The sequence below is a fragment of the Microbacterium sp. 22215 genome, assembly GCF_052045655.1.
Lineage (GTDB): Bacteria > Actinomycetota > Actinomycetes > Actinomycetales > Microbacteriaceae > Microbacterium > Microbacterium phyllosphaerae.
Genome location: NZ_JBQEPC010000005.1, coordinates 251,761 through 271,070, shown reverse-complemented (window position 1 = coordinate 271,070; position 19,310 = coordinate 251,761). Strand labels below are relative to the sequence as shown.

Sequence of the window (19,310 nt, the reverse complement as noted above, 5' to 3'; positions counted from 1 at the left end):
CCATATATACGGAACGAGAGAGACACACATGAAGAAGAAGTTCCTGACGATCGCGGCCATCGGAGCCGCAGCGACCCTGACCCTCGCCGGATGCAGCGGCGACGGCATGGGCGGCACCGGTGGAGGCACCGGCGGTGGAGACACCGGATCGGGCGACGAGGGCACGATCACCCTCGGGTTCCTGCCCTCGTGGACCGACGGCCTCAGCACGGCGTACCTGCTGCAGGATCAGCTCGAGAAGATCGGCTACACCGTCGAGATGAAGACGCTGACCGAGGCGGGTCCGCTGTATACCGGCCTCGCCCAGGGCGACGTCGACATGTACCCGTCGGCGTGGCCCGAGCTGACGCACGCCGAGTACATGGACACCTACGGCGACGACATCGAGGACCTCGGTGCGTACTACGACAACGCGAAGCTGACCCTCGCGGTTCCGGAGTACTCCGACCTGAACTCGATCGAGGATCTCGCAGGCAAGGGCGCTGAGCTCGACGGCAAGATCTACGGCATCGAGCCGGGCGCCGGCCTCACCGCGCAGACCCAGAAGATGATGCCCGAGTACGGTCTCGACGGCGAGTACGAGCTCGTCACCTCGTCGACCGCGGCGATGCTCACCGAGCTGAAGTCCGCGACCGACAAGCAGGAGGACATCGTCGTCACGCTGTGGCGTCCGTTCTGGGCCAACGACGCCTTCCCCGTGAAGGACCTCGAAGACCCCAAGGGTGCCATGGGCGAGTCCGAGGCGCTGCACTTCCTCGGCACGAAGGGCTTCGCAGAGGAGTTCCCCGAGGCCGCCGAGCTGATCGAGCAGATCAAGCTCGATGACGAGCAGTACGGCTCGCTCGAGGACATGGTCGTGAACGAGTACGGCGAGGGCAAGGAAGCGGATGCCATCGACGCCTGGCTCGAGGAGCACGGCGACGAGTTCGACTGGGTCGTCAGCTGACCTGACCCTGCTCGCTCCTCGGTGGGCGGACATCACTCCGATGGGCGGAGGATCCGATGCGGATCCTCCGCCCATCGCTGTGTCCGACCTCCTCGGGCTCCTCCTTACGATGCGAACGCGCAACCCCCTCCGTGGCCGCTCGACCCGGGCGTAGCCTGTGCTCGTGGACGGGTTCGCGGCGGTCGACTTCGGGTTCGCCCGGGAGGTCCTGCAGCGGGGCATCGCGGCGTTGTACCTCGTCGCGTTCCTGTCGAGCCTGAACCAGTTCCGACCGCTGCTTGGCGAGCATGGACTTCTGCCGGCCCCGATGCTCCTCGACTGGATCGGTGAGGAGAGGGAACGGCGGCGGATGCTGCATCCGACGCTCTTCCTGCGCATCCGGTATTCCGACCGGCGGCTCGCGGTGCTGTGCGGAGCGGGGATCACCCTCTCGGCAGTCCTCTTCGTCGGCATCCCTCAGTGGGGCCCGCCCTGGGTGCCTATGATGTGCTTCCTCGCGCTGTGGCTCGGGTACATGTCGATCGTCAGCATCGGGCAGACGTTCTACTCGTTCGGCTGGGAGATGCTGCTGCTCGAAGCGGGGTTCCTCGCCGCGTTCCTCGGCTCGAACGACCAGCCGCCGCCGACCGTCGTGATCGTGCTGTTCTGGTGGCTGCTGTTCCGAGTGGAGTTCGGTGCCGGCATGATCAAGATCCGCGGTGGCCAGGAGTGGCGCGACCTCACCGCCCTGACGTACCACCATGAGACCCAGCCGATGCCGGGGCCGCTCAGTCGACAGGCGCACCTGTTGCCCCGGTGGTTCCACCGGGGTGAGGTCGTCGGCAATCACGTCGCGCAGCTCGTGGTGCCCTTCTTCGTGTTCGCGCCGATCGCGTCGATCTGGATGCCAGGCCCGGTGCCTCAGATCGTCGGTGCCGTGGCCGCGGCGATCATGATCGCGACACAGCTGTGGCTCGTGGCGACGGGAAACTTCGCCTGGCTTAACTGGGTGACGATCGTCGTCGCGTTCTCGGTGATCGGGCTCCCCGGGGTGGGTCGGCCGATCGACGCATCGGTCGCAGAGGCGGCGTGGCCGGGCATCCCGTTCTACTGGTTCGTGATCACCGCAGCGGTGGGGCTGCTGTATCTCGTGGTGAGCTGGCCGGCGCTGAGGAACCTGTTCGCGCGGCGTCAGGCGATGAACGCGAGCTTCAACCGCTGGCAGCTCGCCAACGCGTACGGCGCGTTCGGCACGGTGACGAAGGAGCGGATCGAGATCGTCGTCGAGGGGTCGGTCGGCGACGACGGTCTGCTCTGGCAGGAGTACGAGTTCAAGGGCAAGCCGGGCGACGTGCGTCGCATCCCTCGCCAGTTCGCGCCGTACCATCTGCGGCTCGACTGGCTGATGTGGTTCCTGCCGCTCGGGCGCTCGCTCGATGACTGGTTCACGGTGTTCCTGCTGCGGCTGCTCGAGGCAGATGCTCCGACGCTCGCCCTGCTGCGCACCGATCCTTTCGACGGCGAGCGGCCCCGGTGGGTGCGTGCCGTGTCGTATCGCTACCGCTTCGCCACGAGGGAAGAGAAGCGGCAGGACGGTGTGGTCTGGGTGCGCACGCGACAGGCCGTCGTACTCGGCCCGCTCGGACTGCGCTGATCCCCGAGGTCCCACGCCGAGCGCGGCGAAACGCCCCGGCCGGGCGCGGGGCCCGGACGGAGCGTTCCGTCTCACTGCAGACGTTCAACTGACCTTCTTGCGGTAGGCGATGATCGCGAAGACGTAGCCGACGATCAGGATGCCGACGCACCAGGCGAGAGCGACCCAGATGTCGGTGCCGACCGGCTTCTCGGCGAACAGCGCCTGGATGGTGTTCACGATCGACGTGACCGGCTGGTTCTCGGCGAACCACTGCACGGGTCCGGGCATGGTGTCGGTCGGCACGAAGGCCGAGCTGATGAACGGCAGGAAGATCAGCGGATACGAGAACGCCGTCGCCCCGTCGATCGTCTTTGCGCTCAGCCCCGCGATGATCGCCAGCCAGGTGAGGGCCAGGGTGAACAGCAGCAGGATGCCGATGACGGCGAGCCAGGCGAGGGGGCCCGCTCCGGTGCGGAACCCCAACAGGAACCCGACGGCGAAGATGATCGCCAGCGTGATGCCGTTCGCGACGAGCGAGGTGAGCACGTGGGCCCACAGCACGCTCGATCGGGCGATCGGCATGGAGTGGAAGCGCTCGAAGATGCCGCTCTGGAGGTCGTTGAACAGGCGGTACGCCGTGTAGGCGATGCCCGACGCGACGGCGATCAGCAGGATGCCGGGGAGCAGGTAGTTGACGTAGTTCTCGGAGCCGATGCTCTGCTTGAGCGCCCCTCCGAAGACGAACACGAACAGCAGCATCAGCGCGATCGGAGTGACCGCCGTGGTGATGATGGTGTCGGTGCTGCGGAAGATGTGCCGCATCGAGCGGCCGGTGAGTGTCGCGGTGTCGGCGACGACGTGCGTGCTCATGCTGCGTTCTCCTTTCCGGGTTCGGCGGTCGACGTGGTGCCGACGAGGGTGAGGAAGATCTCCTCGAGGGTGGGCTGCTTCTCGACGTACTCGACCTTCGCGGCGGGCAGCAGTCGCTTGAGCTCGGCGAGGGTGCCGTTGGCGATGATCCGACCCTCGTGCAGGATCGCGATGCGGTCGGCCAGATGCTCGGCCTCATCGAGGTACTGGGTGGTGAGCAGCACGGTCGTGCCGGTGTTCGCGAGCTCCGTGACCACGTCCCACACCTCGATGCGGGCCTCGGGGTCGAGGCCGGTGGTCGGTTCGTCGAGGTAGATGACCTCGGGGTGTCCGACGAGGCTCATGGCGATGTCGAGGCGACGGCGCATGCCTCCGGAGTACGTGCCGACCTTGCGGCCACCGGCATCCGTCAGTCGGAAGCGGGTGAGCAGGTCGTCGGCGATGATCCCCGGTTCGGGCAGATGCCGCAGCTTCGCGACCAGCACGAGGTTCTCGCGACCGGTGAGGATCTCGTCGACCGCGGCGAACTGGCCGGTGAGGCTGATCCGCTGACGCACGGCGACCGGGTCGGCGGCGACATCGATTCCCTGCACGGTGGCGATGCCGGCATCCGAGGTCAGCAGCGTGGAGAGGATGCGGACGATCGTGGTCTTGCCGGCCCCGTTTGACCCGAGGAGGGCGAAGATCGATCCCTTCTCGACCTCGAAGTCGACGCCGCGCAAGACGTGGAGATCCTTGTAGGACTTCTCGATGCCGCGGACGGCGATGGCGGGTGCGTTCATGATCGTGGACCCTTCTTCTTCGCGTCGGCGACCGCGCTGTTCAGGCGGGCGCGTTCCTTGTCGATCCAGTGGGTTCCGCCGTAGGCCTCGGCGTAGGTCTCGGCGAACGAGACGGCGTCGTCGCCGACGATGTCGTCGATCGGGGTGCCGTCGATGGCGGCGCGTTCCCACAGGTCGGCGAGGTCGAGGAAGATCTGCACGAGGATGTCGCCGTCGGTGATGCCCCCGTAGTACATCGTGTAGCGGTGCTGCGCGTTCGCGACCGTGCGGTACGGCTCGGGGAGGGCGTCGATGCGCTTCTTGGCATCGCGGTACTGCTTCTTCTGCTCGAGCGATCCGGTGAGCGCTTCGATCCACTTCGCGGCCATGGTCAGTTCTCCTTGTTCGTGGTGCTGTCGGTGTTGTTCGTGTTGAGTCGTTCGATGTGCTGCGCGAGGAAGCTCCAGGTCTTCCAGAACTCCTCGAGCTCCTGCGTGCCCGCCGCGTTCAGCGAGTACACCTTGCGGGGCGGTCCCTTCTCGCTCGGGACCTTCTCGACGTCGACGAGCTTCTTCTGCTCGATGCGCACGAGCAGGGCGTAGATCGTGCCCTCGGCGATCTCAGTGAAGCCGTGATCACGGATGCGTGTGGTGATCTCGTACCCGTATGCCGGCTGCTCAGCGAGGAGGGTCAAGACGATGCCCTCCAGGGTGCCCTTGAGCATCTCGGTCATCTGCTTGCCCATGAGGACCTCCTTCCGTTGTGTTCGGTACTCAGTGTTGCTGGGTACCGGTACAAAGTAACACCGAGTACCGGTACTTAGCAACACCGAATACTGAACTTTCTCGGCTGGGGTCGGGAGACCGGAGCGGGCCGGAGAACGCTGAGCGAACCGCGGGCGGGCTCAGTCTCGCGGCCGACCGCCCCGCCGCCACTCGCGTGGGGCCGTGCGGTCGACGGCTTCCGGCATGTCAGCGGACCCTCACGTCACGAGAACAGGAAGGAGAGCACCACGCCCACGATGATCGCGACGCCGACGTAGACGAGGTTCGGCAGCTGGAACGAGTGGTCGAAGACGAACTTGCCCATCTTCGTCGTACCGGTCTGGTCGAACGCCACGGTCGCGACCTGGCTGCCGTTGGCCGGCAGCGTGTAGATACCCATCGTCGACGGCCAGAGGCCGACCAGCAGCGGCGCCGGCAGCCCGATCGTGATGCCGATCGGAACGATCGCGTTGGTCGCGCTGGACTGACTCGTCGTCAGCATCGCGACCGCGAACAGGGCAAGCGCGAACAGCAGCGCCCCGAGGAACGCCGACGATCCGGAGACCACCGAGCCCAGCCCGTCGACGATGAGCGTCTGGTTCGCCGCGACGAACGTGTTCGCGAGCCACGCGATTCCGAACAGGGCGATCGCACCGACGATACCGGCGGGGAACGTCGGCTGCTTCGGCACCTCTGCGGCCTTGACCTTGCAGAACACGAAGATCAGAGCGGCGATGATGCCCATCACGACCTCGATGATGACGGTCACGCTCAGACGAACGGGGTCGCCGGCGTCATCCGTGCCGATCACCGGACGCAGCCCCTCGAAGAGCCCGAAGAACACGATGACGCCGACGCCGATCAGGAACAGCGCGGCCGACAGCACGGCGGTGCGCGGCAGCTTGGTGTCGTGCGCGTCGACGACGGGTGGCTGGATCTGGTGGCTCTCGAGACGGCGCTGGAACTCCGGGTCGTCTTCGAGATCCTTGCCGTGCCGCATCATCACGAGCGCGGCGACGAAGAGGCCGGCGATCGACGCCGGCCACATGATCAGCAGCAGTCCGCCGAGGTCGACGCCCTGGGGCGCCAGCAGCACCACCATCGACGCGGTCGCGGCCGAGACGGGGGAGCAGAGGATGCCGACCTGCGAGGCGACGGCCGAGACCGACAGCGCCCGTTCGGGGCGGATCTTCTGCTGGTACGACACGTCGTAGATGACGGGCAGCAGCGGGTAGAAGATGTTCCCCGTGCCGGCGCCCACCGTGAAGAGGAACGACATCGCGGGTGCGAGGAACACCACAGACCTCGGTCGGCGCCTGATCACCTTGGCGGCGACAGACACCATCCAGTCGATCCCGCCGGCGGCCTGCATCGTGGATGCGGCGGTGATGACCGTGATGACGATGAAGACGGCATCCACGGGGGCGTTGCCGGGGGCTTCTCCGAAGACGAAGATGAGCACGGCGACGCCGACGAGTCCCCAGACGCCCAGGCCGATCCCGCTGGTGCGGGTGCCCATGTAGATCGCGAGGATGACGACGATCAGCTGGGCGATGAGGATCCAGACGTTGTCGTTCACGACGACGGCCCCTTCGTGATGGGACCAGAGCCGGTGAGGATCTCGGTGGCCAGCTCGGTCTCGACGATCTTGCCGTCGATGGCTTCGACGCGCAGGGCCAGCGCGTTCTCGACCGGGCTGATCGCGGTCACGAACTCCGAGTTCTCGAAGTGCAGCGATTGCAGGTTGCCGACCGCGTACCCGGTGGCGAGCTCGCCGCTGAGCAGGGAAGCGTGAAACAGCGGTCGACGCTGGTCCTCGGCGTCGTAGTGCGGGCAGAAGCTGCCGTGCAGGAATCCGAGGCCCTCGGGGAGCACCTGCAGGGTCGGACCATAGCTGTCGGTCGTGCCGCCCTCGAACCAGCAGATGCCGCCGGCACTGCCTCCGGTGAACACGACGTTCGAGTCGGGGTCCTCCCACATCTCGCGCATGATCTCATCGAGACCCTGTCGCTTCCAGACGTCGAGCATGTTCGCGGTGTTGCCGCCGCCGACATGGATGACATCGAACCCCTTCACGAAACCGGCGAGGTCGTCGACCGACCGGTGGAAGAGGGGGAGGTGATGCGGCGCGCACCGGTCGGAGTCGTAGGTCGAGTAGAAGCTCACGATGTACGCCGCGTCGTCACCCGTCGCGGTACCGACGAACAGCACTCGAGGTCTCTTCTTTCGAGTGAGTCCGAGGATGTAGTCGTGCGTCGGGTCGTTCCGGCGCTCCATCATCGCTTTGCCCGCACCTGTTGCCACCACGTGAGACATGGCGTCCCCCCTTCATCGCTCCCCCGCGGTACGACTTCGGATGCGGCTCAAGCTACTGGTATACGAACCGATGCGCCAGTGTGACTTGCGGAGGGGCGGGCGACGTGGGGGCCGGGCGGCTCAGAGGCGAGCGGCCGCGACCCGCGCCTCGAGCAGCGGCCGCACACGGTCGTTGCCGGGCTGCGGGCAGATGTCGAGGGCGTTCGCGAGTTCGAGCGCGAGGGCCGCGTGGCCCGCGGCGTTCGGGTGGAACGGATCGTTCATCATCCCCCACGGCACGCCGCCGTTGCCCAGCTCGGTGAAGCGCGCGTGCTGGTCGACGAGGATCACGTCTTCTGACGTGGCGACCTCGCGCACGGCATCCGCGAAGGCGATGATCCGCTCGCGTCCCGGCGCGTTGGGGATGTCGATCGACGGCGGGGTCTGCAGCACGACGATCGTGCCCGCCGAGCGTGCACGGGTGACGAACTCCCGCAGCGAGGCGGCGAACTCGGCCGGCTCGACCGTGACCTGCCCCGGTCCGGTCGCCATGTCGTTCGTGCCGATCATCAGCGTGACCACGTCGGGGGTCCACGATGCGATGCGCCGGTCCCAGTCGCCCAGGATGTCGGTGATGCGGTGCCCGCTGATCGCCGTGTTGATGACCGCGTCACGCGTGCGTCCCAGTTCGCCGCGGATCAGTTCGTGCAGGTGCTCGGCATAGCTGCGTCCGCCCTGCGTGTGCACGAGTCCGTGCGTGATCGAGTCGCCGGTGATGACCCAGTTCAGCGGGTCGGTGCCTGCGAGCGCGTCGCGGAGACGGCGGAGATCGGATGCGGCGGATGCGGGGGACTCGGCGTTCGGCACGCCCTAAAGACTAGCGGCGGCGTCGGTGGAAGACTGGTCTCATGGCCTCTCCGCTGCTCGACGACCTCCTCGCCCGCATCATCGACAGCGGTCTGCTCGATGACCCCGTCGCCGAGAACGGTCTCGTCTACGGTCGGGCGACCATCGACGCGGCCGGCGCGGCGGTCACGGTCAACGTCGATCCCGAGCTCGAGGATGACGAGGAGAATCTCGACGTCGACGCCCTGCTCGCGGCGATCACCCGCATCCTGTCGGTGTCCGAGACGCGGTGGCGTGCGGTGATCGACGAGGTCGCCGACGACATCGACGAGGCGGTCGACGACGAGCCGGTGATCGAGCAGACCGACCTGCGCGACGACCTCGAGGCCACCTCCGTCGTCGTGTTCGCCGACGCCGTCCTGATCGCCTTCGACGCGCCGAAGCAGTTCCCCGACTCCCGGATCCTCGTGCAGCTCGATGACGAGCTCGAGGTGGCGAGCATCGAGGTGCGCGATCGCTGAGCCTGCCGGGCCTACAGCCACTTCTTGTACTTGAACACCCCGTAGAGGGCGACCGCGAAGGCGGCCATCGCGCCGATCGCCATCGGGTAGCCGTGCACCCAGTGCAGCTCGGGCATGACGTCGAAGTTCATGCCGTAGACGGTGCCGACGAGCGTCGGGGCGAAGATGATCGCCGCCCACGACGAGATCCTCTTGATCTCGTCGTTCTGCGCCAGCCCCGCCTCGGTCTGCCGACGTGCGACCAGGGCGGAATGCACCGTGAGGGCGTTCTCGAGGATCGCGCGGAACGAGTCGACCCGCTCGTTGACACGGATGACGTGGTCGAGCACGTCGCGCAGCGAGCGCTGCAGCTCCTCGTCGATGCGGTACTTCTCCGAGCCGCGGCGCAGCCATTCCAGCATCCCGGCGAGCGGGTGCACTGCTCGCTGGAAGTTGATGACCTCGCGAGAGAGCTCGTAGATGCGCCGCGAGAGGGCGTCGTCGTCGCTGTCGCCGAAGAGCTGGTCCTCGATCTCGTCGATGTCGTTCAGCAGTCCGGTGACGATCGGCTCGTAGCCGTCGACGACCTCGTCGAGGATCGCGTAGAAGACCGCCTCCGGTCCCATCGCGAGCAGTTCGGGGTGAGCTTCCATGCGGCGGCGGACACCGGCGAGGTCGGGCGACTCCGCGTGCCGGATCGTCACCACGAAGTCAGGACCGACGAACAGGTGCAGCTCGCCGAACTCGATCGACTCCTGCTCGTCGCGGTAGCGCGCGGGGCGCAGCACGGCGAAGAGCGTGTCGCCGTAGCGCTCGACCTTCGAGCGCTGGTGTCCCGAGAGCGCGTCTTCGACGGCGAGCGGATGCAGGTCGAACTCGCGCGCGACCGAGGTGACCTCCTGGGGGCTCGGCCGGTAGAGGCCGATCCAGGCGATGCCGCCGTGCGCGTCGAGCGACCGGTAGGTCTCGTCGAGGTTCTTCGGTGTCTCCACGCGACGTCCGTGGACGTACACGCCGTTGTCGATGAGGGCCATGGCTGGCTCCGTTCTCGCAGGCGCACGCCGAGTCAGAGAGGGCATGCGCAGAATTCGTCAGGGGGCGGAAGACGCCGCCGACGGCTGCGGAGCAGGACGTGCAGGTGCGGAGCGGGAGCTCAACGCACGGATGCAGTCAGACGCGACGCAACGAAGGCGGCGTCGCAACTATCACCGGACATCGCCATCACCGCCTCTCGCGCTCTGAACGGGTCACATGACCCGGTGTGCCAGCATACTCCTGCGTGCTGGACGTTCGATCCATGCGCGTCGGAGGCGGTCAGGCGTCGATTCCGACGAGCTCGGCGCTCTTGCGCCACAGGGCCTCGGCCAGCGGCGCATCCTCGATCCGGGGGTTGACCCGGCGGGTCAGCACCCGCTCGTCGTAGTACTCGCCCGAGATCCAGGTCTCGTCCGGCGTGCCCTCGACGAACCAGCTCAGCGTGCTGCCGCCCTTATCGCTGCTGATCAGCAGCAGGCGCTTGAGCGGGGTGCGGTAGACGAACCGCATGAGCGTGTTCGAGTCCGAGGCGAAGTTGGTCTGCACCGTTCCCGGGTGGAAGGCGACCGAGGTCAGCCCCTCGCCGTGGAACTTCGTGTGCAGGCTCTTCGTGAACAGCACGTTCGCGAGCTTCGCGTCGCCGTAGGCCCTGTTCGCGCTGAAGTTCTTGCGGTTGTCGAGGTCATCGATGTCGATGCGACCGAACAGGCGGTGGGCCACGCTCGAGGTGTTGATGATCGCCGCGTGGCCCGTGCGCAGATGGGGGAGCAGCAGGTTCGTCAGCAGGAACGGTGCGAGGTGGTTCACCTGCAGCGTCTTCTCGAAGCCGTCCACCGTCGGGGTCTGATCGCCGAAGATGCCGCCCGCGTTGTTCGCGAGCACGTCGATGCCGCCGTCGCCCACGGCATCCGCGATCTTCGTCGCCAGCTCGCGCACGTCATCGAGCCGGGCGAAGTCGGCGGTGAACCATTCGGCTCCGGTGTCTGCGGCCACGGCACGGGTCTTCTCGGGCGAGCGTCCGACCAGGATCAGCCGGTGACCGGATGCCGCGAGCTGACGTGCGGATGCCGCGCCGATGCCGTCGGATGCGCCGGTGAGGACGATCGTCTTCGGGGTCACGAGGCCGACCTCGGTGCGGACCCGGACGTCGTCTCCAGCCCACCGCGACTGCGCGCGACGTAGACGGTGTTCGATGACGTGCCGCCGGTGACGGCGTTCGAGAAGTCGACCACGTGGGCGACGGCGTCATCGAACACGGCGTGCATCTCGACCATGAACTCGTCATCCGGCGGGTCATCCGACCACAGGGCGAAGACCCCGCCGACAGCGAGGTACCGGTCGAGTGAGCGCAGGCCGGCCGCGGTGTAGAGGTCCGCGTGAGTCGGATCGAGCTGGTGACGCGGCGAGTGGTCGACGTCCAGCAGGATCGCGGAGTATCCGCGGTGGTCTTCCGGGGGTGCTGTCCGAACCAGGGCGAAGAAGTCGTCTTCGACCAGGCTCGTGCGCGGATCCTCGACGAGTTCCGCCGACACGGGCAGCAGCAGCCTCCGGTGCCAGCCGATCACCGCACCGAGCCGATCGACCACGGTGAGTGACGAGACACGATCGTCGCGCAGCGCCGCGACCGCGGTGTATCCGAGTCCGAGACCACCGACCAGGACCGAGAGATCATCGCCGTCGACAGCGGCCAGGCCCAGGTTCGAGAGCTCCTCCTCCGCCACCGTGAACAGGCTCGACATGAGGTACTCGTCGCCGAGCTTGACCTCGTAGATCTCCTGGCCGACCGCAGGCTCGGTGCGCCGGCGCAACGTCAGCTCGCCGATCGGCGTCTCCTGCCAGTCGAGCTCCTCGAATCTCGTGATCACTGCCGGTCCTCCCGGTCGTCCGTCGTGTTCGCAGGCCCAGGTGCGGGCGCTGCTGCTGCGGTCGGCGGCGCGGGAGAACTCGTCGAAGAGGGCAGGAAGATCCGTTCGGGTTCCGGTTCGGGTGCGGCCGCAGGGGCTGCGGAAGGCGCGGCCTGCGTGGCCGACGGATGGGCGGGGAGCTCGCGGGCGACCTGCTTCTCGAGCACCTGCACGGCCTCGTCGCTGAGCAGGATGAGCCCCTCGAGCTCGTCGCGCACACGGCGGTAGGCGACGTTGCGCTCGGCCTGCGTGGCCGATTCGTCGACGGCGACCTTGAGCAGCTGCTGCGCGCGGTCGAGGCGCTTGCGCTCGGGTTCGGTGAAGGTCGAGTCGCGCAGGCGCCGGGCATCCTTCTCGGCGATCTCGAACGCGACGGCGTAGGCGCCCACCGCGTCGAGGTACTCCGACACCTGCTGCTCGGTCACGGTCACGGTCGCCTCGGCCGACAGCGGTCGCAGAGCATCCGCCGTCTTCTTCGCCCTCAGGAACGCGGCGACCAGCGGCTGGCGCCCGTCGCTCATGGCGGGGAAGGCGATGAGCTTCGCGACGTCGAGCTCGTAGTCGAGCCACCGCGCCGTGATCTCGTCGTGCTCGGCGAACAGGCGCTCGAGCAGGGCGTTCGGGGCGACGGATGCCCGGGTGTCGACGACAGCCGGGCCGATCCGCCGCGCGTGACCTCCGCGGGCCTCGAGCTGGGCGGTCTTGATCTCGGCCTTGAGCCGCAGCGTCTCGAGGCGCCGTTCATGGCGGCGCTTCGCATTGCGCTCCCACGCCTTCGCCGCACCGCCGGCGACACCCATGATGGGGAAGATGATCCACCAGGGCACAGTGCCGAGCCACGCGAAGAAGGGTTCCATGATGGACTCAGCCTACTTCTCGGGCTCGACGGCGTCGCGGCTTCCCGGCCGGGCACAGCTTCGGATGCGGGGGCTGCGCCCGATCCGCCTCAGCCGCGCTGGGCGCGCTCCACGAGTGCGACGAGTTCGGCGCGAGGCAGCGGGAAGCCGTCGAGGCGGCCGACCGGGAAGTTGCCGAGCATCTTGAGCATCTCGTCGCCCTCCGATCCGAACTTCTCGGCGATGACCGCCGTGAACTCCGCACCCACGACGGGGTCGCTCAGCAGCTCGTCGAAGGACGATCCGAGGCTCACGGGCAGCACGACCTCGTCACCCGTGATCGAGATGGTCGTGCGCGCGTGCAGCTCGCGGCTCGACGACCCGAGGTCGATGACGTAGTCCCCGCTCTCGACGATCCAGCGGTCGACGCGGGTGTCCCAGTACGCCAGCTCCGAACGGCGAAGACGCAGCTCGACCTGGACGGTCTCTCCCGGTTCGATCAGCACCGACGCGAAGGCCTTGAGCTCGCGCGGCGCGCGCTGCACCGACGATCCGGGAAGGCTCGTGTACGCCTGCACGACCTCTCGGCCCGCGACCGCCCCGGTGTTCGTGATCGGCACCGTGACGACGACGTCGCCCGAGTCGATGACGGATGCCGTCGCCTCGCCGTACGAGAACGTCGTGTACGACAGGCCGTGCCCGAACGGGAAGGCCACCGGCAGGCGCCGTGCGTCGTACCAGCGGTATCCGACCAGCAGGCCCTCGCCGTAGAGCGAGTGGCCGTGCTCTCCGGGGAATGTCCCGAAGGCGGGGGTGTCCTCGATGCGCAGCGGGATGGTCTCGGCGAGCCGGCCTGAGGGGTTCACGACGCCGAACAGCACGTCGGCGGTGCCACCGCCGCCCGCCTGGCCGAGCAGCCAGGCCTCGACGATCGCCGGCACCCGGTCGGCGAACGGCAGGGCCACGACCCCGCCGTTCGACAGCACGACGACGACGTTCGGGTTCGCGGCGAGCACCGCGTCGAGCAGCTCCAGCTGCGCGGCAGGCAGGTCGATGTGCTCGCGGTCGAAGCCCTCGGACTCCTCGTGCGCGGGTACACCCAGGAACACGACGGCCACATCGGCGGCGGATGCGGCGGTGACGGCCTCATCGCGGAGCGCCGCAGCGTCGGCATCCGCGTCCTCGCCGATCGTGTACCCGGCGGCGAACGAGACGTCGGCGCCGTGGAGCGCGCGGATCTCGTGGAGAGCCGTGTCGACGCGAGTGGGGTTGATCTGTGACGACCCCGCGCCCTGGAACCGAGGCGTGCGCGCGAACTCGCCGATCACGGCGAGGTTCGCCGACGGCTGCAGAGGCAGGATGCCGCCTTCGTTGCGCAGGAGCACGATCGAGCGTCCGGCGACCTCGCGGGCCAGAGCGTGGTGGGCATCGACGTCGAGCACGCCGGATGCCGCCGGCCGTGACTGCGCCTTGCGTTCCAGGTCGATGAGGCGGTCGACGACGGTGTCGAGGGCCGACTCGTCGAGGCTGCCGTCCTGCACGGCGGCGACGATCTCGGCATCCGTCCGTCCGCTGCTCCCGGGCATCTCGAGGTCCATGCCCGCGATCACGCCGGCGACGCGGCTGTTGACCGCGCCCCAGTCCGAGACGACGATGCCCTCGAAACCCCACTCGTCGCGGAGGACGGTCGTGAGCAGCCACGGGTCTTCGGACGCGTAGACGCCGTTGATCCGGTTGTACGAGCACATGATCGTCCACGGCTGGGCGTCTTCGACGACCCGCTGGAATCCGCGCAGGTAGATCTCGCGCAGCGTGCGCGGGTCGACGTCGCTCGAGACCCGCAGGCGGTCGGTCTCCTGGTTGTTCGCGGCGAAGTGCTTGAGCGACGAGCCGACGCCCTGCGACTGGATGCCGCGCACGAGCCCGGCTCCCATCGCACCCGAGACGATCGGGTCTTCCGACATGTACTCGAAGTTGCGTCCGCACAGGGGCGAGCGCTTGATGTTGATACCGGGGCCGAGGATGACGGTGACGTCCTCGATGGCCGACTCGACGCCGAGCGCGACTCCGACGCGCTCGGCGAGCTCGGGATCGAAGCTCGCCGAGAGTCCGACGGCGGGCGGGAAGCAGGTCGCGGGAATGCTGCCGGCGAGGCCCAGGTGATCGGTGTCGCCGCCCTGCTTGCGCAGGCCATGGGGTCCGTCGGTCAGCATGAGCGAGGGGATGCCGACGCGATCGATGCTCTTGGTCGTCCAGAAGTCCGCGCCGCTGGTGAGCGCCGCCTTCTCTTCGAGGCTGAGGTCGCGGGCGCGTGCGCCGGTGGGCTCGGACATGTGATTCCCTCTCGCCGTTGAGCCGGATCGGGCCGCGTCGGGTGTGCGGCATCCGCTCGATGTGAAAACTTTATCTGTGAAGGTTTTGTTTCACAAGGCGCCGTCGACATCTGCGAAGAAATCACTTGCACTGAAAACCTGAACGGTCTAGGTTTTCAGCCACGGGAGCGAAACTCCGGCATTTCGCAGTGTGGCGATGCCTTCCGACTCCCACCGGCCGAAGGAGGCAGGCATGAGCGGTTCCGCAGCGGGTACGCCGTCGGGAATGACGACGGCGACGGCAGTCGCCCGCGAGCATCACTGGTTCAAGGAACCGACAGAGCCCGCGAAGAAGGGATACGTCGCCTGGCTGATCATCGCCCAGTTCATCTTCTTCGTCGCTCTGCTGGGGCCGGCGGTCGTCGGTATCGGTCTGAAGATCACGGACCTGCAGAACGCGGGGGCGATCGCCGAGGGCGCTGCGGGCTTCAACACCGCATCCGCGATCCTCGGTGGGGTGGGGGCGTTCTTCGCCACCGTCGCGAACGTGGTGTTCGGCCGGGTCTCCGACCGCACGACGAGTCGATGGGGGCGACGCCGGATCTGGATCGTCCTCGGCACAGTGATCATGACGATCGGATTCGTCTTCATGGCGACCGGCGCGAGCCTGCTCGTCGCCACGATCGGCTGGGCGATCGCGCAGCTGGGCGCCAACATGACGCTCGCGCCGTTCGTCGCGACGATCGCCGACCAGGTGCCCAAGTTCCAGCGCGGATCGATCACCGCGGGCCTCGGCATCGCGCAGAACCTCGGCATCGTCGGCGGTGTCTACGTCGCCGGCTGGTTCTCGTTCAGCCTCTTCATCGTGTTCGTGATCCCCGCGATCCTGGCGATCATCGCCATGGTCGTCTTCGCGATCGTGCTGCCCGATCGGGTGCTCCCGGTCAAGCCACCGAGGATCAGCTTCCGCGAGATCGTCCAGACGATCTGGGTCAGCCCGGTCGCGCACCCGGACTTCGCGCTGGCGTGGTGGTCGCGGTTCCTCATCACCTTCGCGAGCTTCGGGTTCACGACCTTCCGCTTCGCCTACATGGGCTTCCACCTCGGTGTGCCCGAAGAGGAGATCGGCCTCCTGATCGCGAACACGACACTCGTCTACACGGCGGCCCTCGTGGTCACGGCGTGGATCGCGGGCAAGATCTCGGACAGGATCGGCAGGCGCAAGATCTTCGTGTGGACGTCGACCGTGCTCTTCGCCCTCGGCACGTTCGCGCTGATCTTCATCCAGGACGTCCCGTCGTACTACGTGCTCGAGCTTCTGCTCGGCGCGGCCTACGGCATCTATGTCGGCGTGGACCTCGCGCTGGTCGTCGACGTGCTGCCGAACCCGGATGACTCGGGCAAGGACCTGGGCGTCTTCAACATCGCCAACGCGCTGCCGCAGACGGTCGCTCCTCTGATCGGAGGGTTCGTCCTGGCGGCGACCGGCGGCGCCAGTGGTGCCGACTACACGGTCTGGTTCACGGTCTGCGCGGTCGCGGCTCTGATAGGCGCTGTGGTGATCTTCCCGATCAAGAGCGTGAAGTAGCGGGGAAGGGGAGTGGAGATCGGACGCCTCGGGGGCGCATCCGGTCTCCGCGGCCCCACTTGGCCGTTCATCGGATTCTCTTAGACTGACGTGATGGCACGACGGGGGCAGTACGCGAAGGGCGCGGCGAAGCGTGCCGAGATCCTCGCCGTCGCGCTCGAGGTCGTCGCCGAGCAGGGAACCCGCAAGGCGTCGAACCGTGAGATCGCTGCGCGTGTGGGGCTGACGCAGCCAGGGCTGATGCACTACTTCAGCACTCGCGAAGAGCTCTTCCTCGAGGTCCTCCGAGCGCGCGACGAGCGCGACCATGAGCAGTTCTACTCGCCGGAGCAGGGGTTCCAGGGCTTTCTCGACGTGATCGCGCACAACGCCACCGTGCCCGGGCTCGTGAGGCTGTATGTCGAGTACTCCGCGGAAGCGACTCTCGAAGGCCATCTCGCCCGAGCGTTCTTCGAAGAGCGCTTCACCTGGGTGCGCGGCCTCATGGTCGAGGCTGTCGAGCAGGAGCAGGCCGCCGAGCTGATGGGGCCCGACGTCGACACTGCGTACGTCGCCGATCTCGTCATCGCCGCCGCCGACGGATTGCAGGTGCAATGGCTGCTCGACCCGTCGATCGACATGGCGGACCGTCTGTCCCGGCTCTGGCAGGGCATCCGCGCGGCATCCTGGCCTGTCGTCGTCGCCTGACCGTTCTCCGCCTGACGCTTTACGATCAGTGAGCCTGCGCGCGCTCTCGGCGGCTGTGCAAGGGGTCGTTCGACGACCGTCGCGCCGTGCGTGCGTGGGGAACATCCTTCAGGTGGTTTTCCGTAATTACGAACTTTTGATAGGTTCGAGTCATGGAACCGGATACCGCGAGTGCGATCGAGCGCCGACTGGCCGACCTCGAGCAGGAGGTCGCGCGGCTCTCCGCTCTGGCCGAACCGGCAGCTGCCCTCGCCGTGGATACGGCCCGCGAAGGAGATGCCGGGTCTGCCGGCGAGCACGCGCCCGTGGATGCTCCGGATGCCGCGTCTGCCGGCTCTGACGACCCGCTCTGGTTCGTCAACGAGCTCGGCCGTCGCGCCCCGGGCGCAGTCATGATGGCCGGTGCGGTCGAGACGGCCGCAGGTCCCGTCCGCTGGCAGTACGGCCTCATGGCCGACGGCCTGCTGTCGGAGGACTGGAGTGATCTGGCCCGCCCCCTCGAGGCGCTGGGTCACCCCGCCCGCATCGAACTCGTCCGCCAGGTGATGCGCGGTGCGCACACCACGTCCGAGTTGCTGCAGCTCGAGCATCTCGCGTCGTCCGGTCAGCTGTACCACCACCTGCGTCAGCTCGTCAGTGCGGGCTGGCTCGTCTCGCCCCGCCGCGGATACTACGAGGTGCCCGCGGCGCGCGTCGTGCCCCTTCTCGTCCTGACCATGATCGCTTCGAGCTGAGGAGCCCACCGTGACCACCCCCTCGACATCCCCGACGTCCATCGACTCCGAGGTTCGCGTGAGCGAATCGGAGACACCGCGCCGCCGCCCGACCCGCGCCATCCTCGCCGTGATCGGTGCCGCCGCCATCGTGGGTGTCGCGGTCGGTGCCGCGATCGGCCCGCAGCACCAGACCGTGAGCGCATCGACGGCGGGTGATCCCGGTCTCGCCGAACGCATCCGCTCTCTTCCCGGCAGCTTCGACAGCTTCCGCTCTCTCTCGGTCGCAGAGATCGGTCCGGATGGCGCGGTCTTCGCCGGTCTCGGCGACGCCGACCCCGGCAACCCCGGAGCGCCCACCGCCGACACGGTGTTCGAACTCGGATCCATCACCAAGACCTTCACCGGGGCGCTGTTCGCCGAGGCGATCGATCGTGGCGAGGTCAGCCCCGACGACACTCTGGCCCAGCACCTGCCCGAACTCGAGGGCACTGAAGCGGGTGACGTGACGCTCGCCTCGCTGTCGCAGCACTCGTCGGGCCTGCCTGGTCTCGGAGCCACGGCCGCCGAGGCAGCGGTCAGCGGGGTGCTGCTCAATGAGAACGCCTACGCGACCACCACGACCGAGCAGCTGATCGCCGATGCGGCCGTGGCGCCGGTCGACCCCGATCAGGGTTCGCTCTACTCGAACTTCGCCGTGTCGCTGCTCGGCACGGCGCTCGTCGAGGCGGCGGATGCCGGCGACTACGCGACCCTGCTCGAGCAGCGCATCACGGGTCCGCTCGGCATGGATGACACGGTCGTCGCGGCATCCGCCGACGAGGTTCCGGCCGATGCCGTGCCCGGGTTCCTGATCAACGGCGTCCCCGCTCCGCGGTGGTGGGGAGAGGGATATCTGCCGGCGGGGTCGTCGACCTTCACGACGGCGGCAGACCTCGCGCTCTGGGCGCAGGCCAACCTCGACGGCACAGCACCCGGCGCCGCGGCGCTTGAACCCACCGCGCCGATGGGTGAAGGCGCCGAGATCGGCTGGGGGTGGATCACCTCGGCATCCTTCTCGGGCGAGGGCCTGCAGACGTGGCACAACGGGGGCACCGCAGGCTTCCGCACGATGCTCACGCTCGACCGGGATGCCGGAACCGCCTTCATCGCGCTGTCGAACACTGTGGCCCCCGCCGACTACATCGCGCTGTCGTATGCATCCGGTGCGCCGATCGCCGAGGTCGACGCTCCGTCACAGACGGTCGCGTGGGGCGTCTTCGGGCTCGCCCTGCTGTTCGGCTTGATCGCGTTGCTCCGCTCGTTCCGCGCGAAGGGGCTGCTGCCGTCGGTCAGCGATCTGATCTGGGCGACCTTCGGACTGCTGCTGCTCTGGCACAGCGGACCCTGGTTCGCGGTCGGCGGGTGGCTGTGGGGCATCGCTCTCGCCCCCGCGCTCGCCGCGATCGGCGTGCTCGTTCTTCGCGCTTCGCGGGTGCCGCTTCCCTTCCTGCCTCCCCGTCGCCCCTGGCTCTGGTGGCCGGTCGCCGTGATCGGCGCGGTGCTGGCGGTCGGTGTCACCTTCCTCTGGTGACGTGATGGAGAGGTTCCGCGCCCNGGGCGCGGAACCTCTCCGACGATCGTCGACTCCCTCTTCCC

General features: G+C 67.8%; 19 protein-coding genes. 7 read left to right on the top strand and 12 right to left on the bottom strand.

Annotated elements, in window-relative coordinates; translation table 11 throughout:
- The first annotated feature begins 28 nt into the window (after positions 1-28).
- Together ACTJKH_RS10970 and ACTJKH_RS10965 are read left to right on the top strand one after the other, a co-directional pair.
- Positions 29-946 carry a glycine betaine ABC transporter substrate-binding protein gene (locus ACTJKH_RS10970; protein ID WP_440736933.1) on the top strand — a complete coding sequence of 306 codons (918 nt, stop codon included), beginning with the start codon at positions 29-31 and terminating at the stop codon, positions 944-946.
- A gap of 163 nt (positions 947-1,109) precedes the next feature.
- Positions 1,110-2,579: a lipase maturation factor family protein gene (locus ACTJKH_RS10965; protein ID WP_440736932.1), complete on the top strand. Its 1,470-nt coding sequence runs from the start codon at positions 1,110-1,112 to the stop codon at positions 2,577-2,579.
- A gap of 84 nt (positions 2,580-2,663) precedes the next feature.
- Here the strand turns inward: ACTJKH_RS10965 and ACTJKH_RS10960 are convergent, their stop codons facing one another.
- From ACTJKH_RS10960 to ACTJKH_RS10930, 7 genes are all read right to left on the bottom strand, one after another.
- Positions 2,664-3,431, bottom strand: coding sequence for an ABC transporter permease (locus ACTJKH_RS10960; RefSeq protein ID WP_440736931.1), 768 nt, complete (start codon positions 3,429-3,431; stop codon positions 2,664-2,666).
- Positions 3,428-4,213 carry an ABC transporter ATP-binding protein gene (locus ACTJKH_RS10955; protein ID WP_440736930.1) on the bottom strand — a complete coding sequence of 262 codons (786 nt, stop codon included), beginning with the start codon at positions 4,211-4,213 and terminating at the stop codon, positions 3,428-3,430. The genes ACTJKH_RS10960 and ACTJKH_RS10955 overlap by 4 nt, the downstream gene beginning before the upstream one ends.
- On the bottom strand, positions 4,210-4,581 hold the full coding sequence (locus tag ACTJKH_RS10950; protein WP_259160990.1) for a DUF1048 domain-containing protein: 372 nt from the start codon (positions 4,579-4,581) through the stop codon (positions 4,210-4,212). The genes ACTJKH_RS10955 and ACTJKH_RS10950 overlap by 4 nt, the downstream gene beginning before the upstream one ends.
- 2 nt (positions 4,582-4,583) lie before the next feature.
- Positions 4,584-4,937, bottom strand: coding sequence for a PadR family transcriptional regulator (locus tag ACTJKH_RS10945; RefSeq protein ID WP_440736929.1), 354 nt, complete (start codon positions 4,935-4,937; stop codon positions 4,584-4,586).
- Between the two features lie 242 nt (positions 4,938-5,179).
- Positions 5,180-6,535 carry an anaerobic C4-dicarboxylate transporter family protein gene (locus tag ACTJKH_RS10940; protein WP_440736928.1) on the bottom strand — a complete coding sequence of 452 codons (1,356 nt, stop codon included), beginning with the start codon at positions 6,533-6,535 and terminating at the stop codon, positions 5,180-5,182.
- Complete coding sequence (locus ACTJKH_RS10935; protein ID WP_440736927.1) at positions 6,532-7,272, bottom strand: Type 1 glutamine amidotransferase-like domain-containing protein; 741 nt, start codon at positions 7,270-7,272, stop codon at positions 6,532-6,534. Before ACTJKH_RS10935 ends, ACTJKH_RS10940 begins: the two co-directional genes overlap by 4 nt.
- 120 nt (positions 7,273-7,392) lie before the next feature.
- A complete protein-coding gene (locus ACTJKH_RS10930; protein ID WP_440736926.1) occupies positions 7,393-8,118 on the bottom strand; it encodes an SGNH/GDSL hydrolase family protein in 726 nt (241 codons plus the stop codon).
- 41 nt (positions 8,119-8,159) lie between these two features.
- On the opposite strand from ACTJKH_RS10930, the gene ACTJKH_RS10925 reads away from it, so the two are divergent.
- A complete protein-coding gene (locus ACTJKH_RS10925; protein ID WP_440736925.1) occupies positions 8,160-8,618 on the top strand; it encodes a cytochrome C5 in 459 nt (152 codons plus the stop codon).
- A gap of 11 nt (positions 8,619-8,629) precedes the next feature.
- Here the strand turns inward: ACTJKH_RS10925 and ACTJKH_RS10920 are convergent, their stop codons facing one another.
- The 5 genes from ACTJKH_RS10920 to ACTJKH_RS10900 form a co-directional block, all read right to left on the bottom strand.
- Positions 8,630-9,631: a magnesium and cobalt transport protein CorA gene (locus ACTJKH_RS10920; protein ID WP_210096606.1), complete on the bottom strand. Its 1,002-nt coding sequence runs from the start codon at positions 9,629-9,631 to the stop codon at positions 8,630-8,632.
- A gap of 280 nt (positions 9,632-9,911) precedes the next feature.
- Complete coding sequence (locus ACTJKH_RS10915) at positions 9,912-10,751, bottom strand: SDR family NAD(P)-dependent oxidoreductase (protein WP_440736924.1); 840 nt, start codon at positions 10,749-10,751, stop codon at positions 9,912-9,914.
- Entirely contained in the window at positions 10,748-11,497 is a 750-nt protein-coding gene (locus tag ACTJKH_RS10910) for a spermidine synthase (RefSeq protein ID WP_440736923.1), read from the bottom strand. The genes ACTJKH_RS10915 and ACTJKH_RS10910 overlap by 4 nt, the downstream gene beginning before the upstream one ends.
- Complete coding sequence (locus ACTJKH_RS10905) at positions 11,494-12,393, bottom strand: hypothetical protein (RefSeq protein WP_440736922.1); 900 nt, start codon at positions 12,391-12,393, stop codon at positions 11,494-11,496. The genes ACTJKH_RS10910 and ACTJKH_RS10905 overlap by 4 nt, the downstream gene beginning before the upstream one ends.
- An 89-nt stretch (positions 12,394-12,482) precedes the next feature.
- A complete protein-coding gene (locus ACTJKH_RS10900; RefSeq protein WP_440736921.1) occupies positions 12,483-14,705 on the bottom strand; it encodes a glycoside hydrolase family 3 C-terminal domain-containing protein in 2,223 nt (740 codons plus the stop codon).
- 232 nt (positions 14,706-14,937) lie between these two features.
- Between ACTJKH_RS10900 and ACTJKH_RS10895 the strand changes: the two genes are divergently transcribed.
- The 4 genes from ACTJKH_RS10895 to ACTJKH_RS10880 all read left to right on the top strand — a co-directional run bounded on the left by ACTJKH_RS10895 (position 14,938) and on the right by ACTJKH_RS10880 (position 19,245).
- On the top strand, positions 14,938-16,272 hold the full coding sequence (locus ACTJKH_RS10895; RefSeq protein WP_440736920.1) for an MFS transporter: 1,335 nt from the start codon (positions 14,938-14,940) through the stop codon (positions 16,270-16,272).
- Between the two features lie 93 nt (positions 16,273-16,365).
- Entirely contained in the window at positions 16,366-16,959 is a 594-nt protein-coding gene (locus ACTJKH_RS10890) for a TetR/AcrR family transcriptional regulator (RefSeq protein WP_440736919.1), read from the top strand.
- 152 nt (positions 16,960-17,111) lie between these two features.
- Positions 17,112-17,693 carry an ArsR/SmtB family transcription factor gene (locus ACTJKH_RS10885; protein WP_440736918.1) on the top strand — a complete coding sequence of 194 codons (582 nt, stop codon included), beginning with the start codon at positions 17,112-17,114 and terminating at the stop codon, positions 17,691-17,693.
- A gap of 10 nt (positions 17,694-17,703) precedes the next feature.
- Positions 17,704-19,245 (top strand): serine hydrolase domain-containing protein, encoded by a 1,542-nt coding sequence (locus ACTJKH_RS10880; RefSeq protein ID WP_440736917.1) that lies wholly within the window; start codon positions 17,704-17,706, stop codon positions 19,243-19,245.
- Positions 19,246-19,310: the final 65 nt, after the last annotated feature.